This window comes from Arthrobacter sp. H20, from assembly GCF_000520515.1.
In the GTDB taxonomy this organism is placed as follows: Bacteria; Actinomycetota; Actinomycetes; order Actinomycetales; family Micrococcaceae; genus Arthrobacter_D.
This window is the reverse complement of sequence record NZ_KI914722.1, coordinates 32510-40431: the sequence shown is the minus strand read 5'-3', so window position 1 is coordinate 40431 and position 7922 is coordinate 32510. Positions and strand designations below refer to the sequence as shown.

The following is a 7922-nucleotide window of genomic DNA, read 5'->3' as shown; positions in this document are numbered from 1 at the left end:
GCCCGCCTCTCAGTGCCACTGCCCGCCGGGCTGCTGCCCGGGCTGCGGCAGATGGCGTTCGCGTGGGGTGACCTGGTGATGATGCGCAAACAGCTCCGCGAGCTAAGGCGGCTGGCCGAACGGGACCATCGCATCCTGGACTCCGCCGACTGAGCCACAAGGCTCCGCGCCCGGCCGTCGATCGGGCGCGGAGCGTCTAGTTCGTCCAGTTGGACAGGGCTGTCACCACGCTCGTGACCACTCGCTCGAAACTACGCTGGCGACTGGCAGGCAGTTCAAACGCACCGCCGGTTTCGAGGGCGACGAACCCGTGCAGCGCGGATCGAAGGAACCGGGTTGCGTCGACGGCGTCGTCGCCCGTCAGGTGGTAACCGGCGAGGACGCTGAAAATCACCGTGACGGTGGCCGCGGAGACCTCGCAATCCTCCTCGTCATCGGGGGCCGGAGCGCGCACTGTGAGGGGATACTGGCCGGGATGATCCAGCGCCCACTGGCGGTAGGCATGGGACATGCCGGTGATGGCGTCCTCGCGGGACCTGCCGATGGCCGCCTGCCCGAGGGTGTGGCAAAACTCCGCCTTGGCTCGGAGCATGATGCCGCGTTGCAGGCCGGGCATCCCCTCGATGTGCTTGTAGAGCGACGGAGTGCGGACGCCGAGGCTCTCGGCGAGGACTGCCAGATTCAGTCCCGATGACGTGCGGTCATCGAGGAGGGTGGCGGCGCGATCGATGACGGCGGCCCTGTCGAGACCGGCCCTAGGCATGGTGGATCTTGGTGGCGAGAAACGTCAGGATTGCCGACGACGTCAGCTCCGGATGCTGCGAGTGGGGGTAATGACCGGCGTCGGGAACCATGGTGACGGAGCCGCACAAAGCCGCGGAAACCCACTCGGCCTCGGCTCGAGGATCACCAAAATCCGGGTCCTGCTCGCCCATGATGACGAGGGTGGGCGTGCTGGCCGCCGCCAGGCTGTTTCCCGCCTGCACATGATCGGTGCGTGTGGTGAGGCTGAAGGCGCGGGCGTAGCCGGGCCGCTTCATGCTGGCAATGAGCTCGTTCCGATACGCGGCGAAGTCCTCAGGTTTCCTGCCCGCATAAAGCTTGGGCAGGCATGCCTTCCACGAAGCAGCGGCCCATTGGGGCGCCATCAGGATCCTGAAGAACAATCTGGCCGCCGCGCTGGCTGCGGGTTCCCTCACAAAGGGGCCAATGAGCACGAGCCCGCTGACCAGCCCGGGATGGTCAGCTGCGACGATCACCGCGGCGCCGGCGGCCATTGAGTTGCCGACGATGACGGCCGGCTCCCCCAACTCCTGGAGGAGAGCAGCCAGGTCCCTGGCCGTTTCCTCATCCCCGTAGCCGCTGAACGAGGTTGTGCTGCCACCGTGGCCGCGGAGATCGGTGGTGGCAACCGTGTAGCCGGCGGCCACCAATGCCGGGGTGAGGAACCGGTAGGTCGACCGCAGGTCCCCCATCCCCGGAACGAGGAGGATGAGGGGACCGCTGCCCTGCAGGTCGTAGGCTACCTGGCCCTGGGCAGGGCGAGCGAGGTGCCGTGTCGACTGGCCTGTTGTCATATGGCTAAGTTACTTAGCTTTAAAGCTATTGTCAATCGCCCAGGGATAACGGACAACAGCTGACCGCACTGGCGTAGCGTCCTTGACCACCGGCCCCTAGCGTTGAGCCATGACGTACACCTTCCAGATCACCATCGACTGCGCCAGCGTCCACTCACAGGCCGATTGGTGGGCGGAAACCCTCGGCTGGGTCGTCGAGCCCACCGATCAAACCTTCATCGACGACGTGCTCGCCAAGGGCTGGGCCCAGCCAGACGAACTTGTCGTCCACAACGGCGTCCAGGTCTGGCGCGATGGCTCGGCCATCCGCCGCGCCGGCGAGGAGGGCCAAACCGGCCGCTTACGCATATTGTTCCAACCCGTCGCCGAACCGAAGACGGTCAAGAACCGCTGCCATCTGGATATTAATCTCGGGGGCGACAGTAAGGACGACACCCTGGCTCGGCTTGAGGCTCGCGGCGCCCGGTTCCTGTATCAGGCCAACCAGGGTCCCCATGTCTGGTACACGATGGCGGATCCTGCGGCGCAGCGCCAGCAGCGCGGCGACGCCCGCGGCCGCGGCGACCGTCGTCGTCAGTCCTCGATCAGGCTGGCCGGACCCTGCTCCCGTGACGCCCGTATCCGCCCCGCCGACTGGCACCTGCCCTATTTGCGGGGCGGGAAGCACCGGACCGGGGACGGTGGTGAAGGTCTGGTCAAAATCGATAAAGCAGGGGTACCGTCCGTCCGGAAACACGATGTTTCCTGGATCGACGGTGCAGAGGTCGGTTCCATCGGCGGCCATAACCCCGCCTTGCACGAGGGTGACAGCTGTCGGATCGACCACTGTTGCCAGGTCAAACGGCACCAGGACCGGGAAAGTGGTCGGCGCCGTCTGACCGGACGATTCCCCGAAGCCGATAAAGCAGGGATAGGTCCGGTCAGCGAATACCTACCGGTACGGGTCGAACGAGCACAGGTTGGTCCCATCAGCGGTCAACACGCCGCCCTTGGCGAAGACGACATCCTCCCAGTCGATCACCGTCGCCTGATCGAATGGGACGAGCAGGGTCGTGTCGGTCGTGTCCGTGGGAGCGGCAGCGGCTCCGGCTGCCCCCGTCAGTGAGAGACCCCCAGCTATCGCACAACCAGCCAACACTGTGGTGATATTCACTTTCCCCCCTCCGGATGCCTGTCCCCCGTGGCGGCCTGAAGGTACCAGCACATCAGGCAACCGGCGGATCGGCGAGCACAGGACGATAACGAAGAGCCCGCGCGGCCGCGCGCGCTCCTCTGTCACCCCAGGATGGCGGCGCGAAGCTACACTCGATGGGTGACTATCGACCTTCCCCCACAGGTTTCGGACCTTTTTGACCCTGCCCGCTGGCGACTCGTCTCCGGGTTCGGCGACCTGCAGGACATCACCTATCACCGGCAGGTCGAGCGAACCTCGGATGGGCAGGTGCGGGATCTCCCGACCGTCAGGATTGCGTTCAACCGGCCCGAGGTGCGCAATGCGTTCCGGCCGCGGACAGTCGACGAGCTCTACCACACCATGGACCACGCCCGGATGACCTCCGACGTCGCCACCGTGCTACTAACCGGGAACGGGCCGTCCCCAAAGGACGGCGGTCACTCGTTCTGCTCGGGCGGCGACCAGCGGATCCGCGGCCGCGACGGCTACCGGTACGCTGACGGCGAGACCAGCGAGAGCGTGGACCCGGCCCGCGCCGGCCGCCTTCACATTCTTGAGGTGCAGCGGTTGATGCGGACCATGCCCAAGGTGGTCATCGCCGTCGTCAACGGATGGGCGGCCGGCGGCGGGCACAGCCTGCACGTGGTGGCCGACCTGACGATCGCCTCCCGCGAGCACGGAAAATTCAAGCAGACCGATGCCACCGTCGGCAGTTTCGACGCCGGCTACGGCTCCGCGTTGCTGGCCCGCCAGATCGGGCAGAAGAAGGCCCGTGAGATCTTCTTCCTGGCCCGCGAGTACTCGGCCGAAGAGATGGTAGCGATGGGTGCCGTCAATGAGGCAGTGGATCACGCGGAGCTGGAGAATACTGCCCTCCAGTATGCGGCGGATATCGCGCGGCAGAGCCCGCAGGCCATCCGGATGCTCAAGTTTGCCTTCAACCTGGCCGACGACGGGCTGGCCGGCCAGCAGGTCTTCGCTGGCGAAGCCACCCGGATGGCCTACATGACAAATGAGGCGGTCGAGGGCAAAGAGGCCTTCCTGGAAAAACGCGCGCCTGACTGGTCCGCCTACCCCTACTACTTCTAGGCCACCCATGGAACTGCTACCGATCCACACACCAGCTGGCTCAGACCCCCATCAACTCCTGAGACCGCTGGCCGCCGCCCTCGCTGGCGAGGGACCCGCCGTCGCACCCCACACTGAGCTGGGCCAGACCTTTGACGGGGACCTGCCCAACGATGAGATTGCCGCGGTCCTCAGCACCTCAGGATCGACCGGCGTCCCCAAACAGACAATGCTCAGCGTCGACGCGCTGGCCGCTTCAGCAATGGGTACCGCCCTCGCCCTCAAAGCTGAGGGGCAGTGGCTCCTTACCCTGCCGGTGCACTATGTGGCGGGATTTCAGGTGCTGGTCCGATCGCTGTATGCAGGGACCCGCCCATGGGCCATGGATCTGACCGCGCCGTTCACCGCCGAGGCATTCACCCGGGCCGCCGGGGAGCTCACCGACAAGATCCGCTTCACCTCACTGGTTCCCACCCAGTTGCACCGCCTCCTCCAGGACCCGCAGCCCGAGACCATCCAGGTCCTCCGCCGGTTCAACGCCATCCTGCTGGGCGGCGCACCTGCCTCCGCCGCGCTCCTCGATGACGCCCGCAAGCACGGGCTGAACCTCGTGCTCACCTATGGCATGAGCGAGACATGCGGCGGCTGCGTGTACGACGGCGTCCCCTTGGAGGGGGTTGACCTCACCACCGAGCGCGGCCGACTGTGGATCAGCGGACCCGTCCTGGCTGAGGGGTATCTGGGGCAGCCCGAGCTCAGCGCCGATCGGTTCGCGTTCAACTCCGGTCGCCGCTGGTTCCGGACCGACGACGCCGGTGACGTCACCGACGGGGTTCTGACCGTTGCCGGTCGGCTCGATGATGTGATTGTGACCGGCGGTATGAAAGTGTCAGCCGCAGCGGTGACCTCAGCGATCCAGGGCCTGTCCGGTGTCCAGGACGCTTTGGTGCTGGGCATCGACAGTGCAGAATGGGGCACCGCGGTGGCGGCGGTCGTCGTCGGGCAGGTCAGCGCCGACGAGGTGCGCCAGCAGGCGAAGGCCTGCCTTGGTGCTCACGCAGTGCCCCGGATCATCATGGCCCTCGGATCAATCCCTCTCCTGCCCAACGGCAAACCCGATCGTCTGGCTGTTCGGGCCTTGCTCGAGCACTCCGACGCCTAGACTCACCACTCCCGAACGAAAAGGACTGCACAGTGGCTACTGCCGCACAATGGCTTGAGGGTGCACGCCCGCGAACCCTCCCCATGGCTATTGCACCAGTGATCGTGGGGTGCGCCGCTGCGTTCGACCTGGAGGCGTTCAAACCCGTCAATGCCGTGCTGGCCGCCGTCGTCGCCATCATGCTGCAGATCGGGGTGAACTACGCCAACGACTACTCCGACGGCGTCAGAGGTACAGACGCGGACCGGGTGGGACCACTTCGACTCACCGGCTCCGGGGCCGCACGTCCCGGTCAGGTCAAGTGGGCTGCGTTTGCGTGCTTCGCGCTGGCCATGCTGGCCGGAACAAGCCTCATAGTGCTCTCCCAGGCCTGGTTCCTGCTGTTAGTGGGAGTGGGCTGCGTTGCTGCCGCCTGGGGCTACACGGGCGGGCGCAACCCCTACGGGTACATGGGATTGGGTGATGTGTTCGTCTTCGTGTTCTTCGGGCTCGTTGCGACGTTGGGAACTACCTACACGCAGGCCGGCCAGTTGAACTCGGTGGCCTGGATCGGGGCAATCAGCACCGGGATCATCGCTATGGCGCTTCTGATGGCCAACAATGTTCGCGACATCCCGACCGACCGTGAGGCCGGAAAGATTACCCTGGCCGTTCGGCTGGGAGACACTGCGGCGCGGATTGCCTACGTGATGATGCTCGCCGCGGCCCTGCTGCTGCCGCTGTTCCTGGTCTACGACTACCCGTGGGTGCTGCTGGTGCTGTTGCTCGTCCCGGCCTGTCTGATGCCAAGCTGGCTGATGCTCAAAGGCAAGAAACGCGGCAGCCTGATCCCCGTCCTGAAGCAGACCGGTCTGATCAATCTGGGCTTCAGCCTGCTCTTTGGCGCCGGAGTGGTCCTGAGCACGGTGCTGGCCTAACCGTTCCGTAGTTCCTCAGGAACGAGGTTTGCGGTCCGGGTTGACCGAGGTATTGGGGTCATAGACGTCCTCGGCCGCGGCGTCGTCGAGCTCGGCAAAATTGCGCTGCGGCGGGGCGCCATCCCTGAAGCGGCGCTGCAGTGAGGCTGACGCAGCATCACGCATTGGCCGGAAGAACAGGTACGTCACGCACCAGGCGAGGACCGCTGCAACTATCGCCGAGAAGATGGCGCCGAGGCCAAGCCAGTAGGAAATGACGAAGAACACCACGACGAGGCCGAGGCGGAGGGCTGTGAATTTGAAGAAGGGCACTCATCAAGTTTACTCGCCTACAATTGATAGATGCCTCGCCTGTTGTTGTTTCTCATCCTCGTTGCAGTAGCTGTCATCGTCTACGCGCTGATCGACTGCATCATGACCAAGGCGCACTCGGTGCGCAGCATCTCCAAACCCGCATGGATAGTCACCATCATTCTGGTTCCGGTCCTCGGTGCGGGGCTCTGGTTCCTGTTCGGCCGTGCCCGCCCGAGTGGCACCCCGGGGCGCGCTCGACCCGCGCCACGGCACCCCACCGCGCCTGACGATGACCCCCAGTTCCTGCGCAACCTGGAAGCCAAGCGCCGGCAGGAAGCCCGCCAAAAGGAGGCGCGCCGCAAGGAGCAGGAACTCCGCGCAGCGCAGGAGAAAAAGGACCGCGACGCCCAGCAGAAGAACGATGGCGAAGCGGACAACGAGCCCGGCGGCCAGACCGCCTAGACTCACCTCACCCACTGCCGGTTTGGTGGGCAACCTGGACAAGTGTGGGCATCATATGTCCAGGTTCCTCACCTCGCCGGACTAACCGCCGTCCCTACCCGACCGCTTCGGCAGCGGGGTCTAGGCGCCGTGGGATCTAGGCGTAGCTGTGCAGGCCGGAGAAGTAGATGTTGACGATCGTGAAGTTGAACACGATGCACAGGTAGCCAATGATGCAGAGCCAGGCGGCGCGAGTGCCGGTCCAGCCGCGAGTGGCCCGTGCGTGCAGGTAGCCGGCGAAGACCACCCAGATCACGAAGGTCCACACCTCTTTGACGTCCCAGCCCCAGTACCGGCCCCAGGCTTCTTCAGCCCAGATCGCCCCGGCCATGAGGGTGAAGGTCCACATCACGAAGGCGAAGGCATTGATCCGGTAGGAAAGGTTCTCCAAGCTGAGCGCCGATGGCACGAGCCGCATAAACGGGGCACGGTCAGCACCCCCCGCAGCAAGCTTCCGCATCCTACTCGTCTGGACGAGCTGCAGGACCGACATGGCGAACGTGAGGGTGAACAGCGCCGAGGCCGCGACCGCCACCGAGACATGAATGATGAGCCAGTAGCTCTGCAGCGCCGGGACCACATTGCCCGCCGGGGTGAAGAACCCGATGGTCGCTGCGCACAGCATCACCAGGGTGAGACCCACCACGAAGGTACCAAGGAACCGGAGGTCTTTGCGAATGAGGACCACCAGGAACACCAGGACCACTACCAGCGCACCGGTGGTGCAGAATTCGTACATGTTTCCCCAGGGGACACGGTTGGTTGCCAGCCCCCGCGAGATGACTCCGGCGGCGTGGATCAGCGCCGCCACAACTGTGAGGACTACTGCGATTCGCGCCAGCCTCCGCTGTCCCGAATAGTCCATGGTGTCGTCAGCTGTGCTCGGGCCAGCGGTTCCCCCGGTCCTGGCGGCGCTACCGGACCGGGTGCCCCGATCGGCGCCCGCCAGGACCATCTGCTCGGCTTCCTGGGAGGCAGCGAGGTTTTCCTCGACCGCCCGGATTCGTTTGCTGCTCTTCACCAGGTCGAGTGTGAAGACAATGAAGGCGACCGTGTAGGTGAGCGCGGCGAGCAGCATGAAGCGCTCGCTAAATTCGCCAAGGGCCTGGTTGATTGGTGGCATTAGCTGTCCTTACCGTTTCCTACCTGGTGTGATACATATTCGGTGGCTGTGCTGCCCGGTGCCTCAGACTTATCATTTTGCTCCTCAACCGGCTCGTCCACCTCGG

At 65.0% G+C, this 7922-nt stretch carries 9 protein-coding genes; 5 read left to right on the top strand and 4 right to left on the bottom strand.

What is annotated here, in order from left to right:
* Positions 1 to 196 precede the first annotated feature (196 nt).
* Positions 197 to 763 carry a TetR/AcrR family transcriptional regulator gene (locus tag Y703_RS0106805; protein ID WP_026552106.1) on the bottom strand — a complete coding sequence of 189 codons (567 nt, stop codon included), beginning with the start codon at positions 761 to 763 and terminating at the stop codon, positions 197 to 199.
* A complete protein-coding gene (locus tag Y703_RS0106800) occupies positions 756 to 1577 on the bottom strand; it encodes an alpha/beta fold hydrolase (RefSeq protein WP_026552105.1) in 822 nt (273 codons plus the stop codon). Before Y703_RS0106800 ends, Y703_RS0106805 begins: the two co-directional genes overlap by 8 nt.
* A gap of 109 nt (positions 1578 to 1686) precedes the next feature.
* On the opposite strand from Y703_RS0106800, the gene Y703_RS23320 reads away from it, so the two are divergent.
* The 4 genes from Y703_RS23320 (at position 1687) to Y703_RS0106780 (ending at position 5898) form a co-directional block, all read left to right on the top strand.
* Positions 1687 to 2682, top strand: a complete 996-nt coding sequence (locus Y703_RS23320; RefSeq protein WP_162148871.1) for a VOC family protein — start codon at positions 1687 to 1689, stop codon at positions 2680 to 2682.
* Positions 2683 to 2889: 207 nt separating this feature from the next.
* Positions 2890 to 3840: a 1,4-dihydroxy-2-naphthoyl-CoA synthase gene (locus Y703_RS0106790; RefSeq protein ID WP_026552104.1), complete on the top strand. Its 951-nt coding sequence runs from the start codon at positions 2890 to 2892 to the stop codon at positions 3838 to 3840.
* A 7-nt stretch (positions 3841 to 3847) separates the two neighbouring features.
* A complete protein-coding gene (locus Y703_RS0106785; RefSeq protein WP_026552103.1) occupies positions 3848 to 4981 on the top strand; it encodes an AMP-binding protein in 1134 nt (377 codons plus the stop codon).
* A 32-nt stretch (positions 4982 to 5013) separates the two neighbouring features.
* Positions 5014 to 5898, top strand: a complete 885-nt coding sequence (locus tag Y703_RS0106780) for a 1,4-dihydroxy-2-naphthoate polyprenyltransferase (RefSeq protein ID WP_026552102.1) — start codon at positions 5014 to 5016, stop codon at positions 5896 to 5898.
* Positions 5899 to 5913: 15 nt separating this feature from the next.
* On the opposite strand, the gene Y703_RS0106775 is transcribed toward Y703_RS0106780, so the two are convergent.
* Positions 5914 to 6210 carry a DUF4229 domain-containing protein gene (locus Y703_RS0106775; RefSeq protein ID WP_026552101.1) on the bottom strand — a complete coding sequence of 99 codons (297 nt, stop codon included), beginning with the start codon at positions 6208 to 6210 and terminating at the stop codon, positions 5914 to 5916.
* A 30-nt stretch (positions 6211 to 6240) separates the two neighbouring features.
* Here Y703_RS0106775 and Y703_RS0106770 point away from each other — a divergent pair, with 30 nt between their 5' ends.
* Entirely contained in the window at positions 6241 to 6654 is a 414-nt protein-coding gene (locus tag Y703_RS0106770) for a PLD nuclease N-terminal domain-containing protein (protein ID WP_026552100.1), read from the top strand.
* A 136-nt stretch (positions 6655 to 6790) separates the two neighbouring features.
* Here the strand turns inward: Y703_RS0106770 and ccsB are convergent, their stop codons facing one another.
* Positions 6791 to 7816: a c-type cytochrome biogenesis protein CcsB gene (ccsB, locus tag Y703_RS0106765; protein ID WP_026552099.1), complete on the bottom strand. Its 1026-nt coding sequence runs from the start codon at positions 7814 to 7816 to the stop codon at positions 6791 to 6793.
* Positions 7817 to 7922: the final 106 nt, after the last annotated feature.

Excerpts from the sequence above, each read along its gene's own strand:
- Y703_RS0106805 (WP_026552106.1), bottom strand. The coding sequence starts at position 763 with ATGCCTAGGGCCGGTCTCGACAGGGCCGCCGTCATCGATCGCGCCGCC.
- Y703_RS0106800 (WP_026552105.1), bottom strand. The coding sequence starts at position 1,577 with ATGACAACAGGCCAGTCGACACGGCACCTCGCTCGCCCTGCCCAGGGC.
- Y703_RS23320 (WP_162148871.1), top strand. The coding sequence starts at position 1,687 with ATGACGTACACCTTCCAGATCACCATCGACTGCGCCAGCGTCCACTCA.
- Y703_RS0106785 (WP_026552103.1), top strand. The coding sequence starts at position 3,848 with ATGGAACTGCTACCGATCCACACACCAGCTGGCTCAGACCCCCATCAA.
- Y703_RS0106770 (WP_026552100.1), top strand. The coding sequence starts at position 6,241 with ATGCCTCGCCTGTTGTTGTTTCTCATCCTCGTTGCAGTAGCTGTCATC.
- ccsB (WP_026552099.1), bottom strand. The coding sequence starts at position 7,816 with ATGCCACCAATCAACCAGGCCCTTGGCGAATTTAGCGAGCGCTTCATG.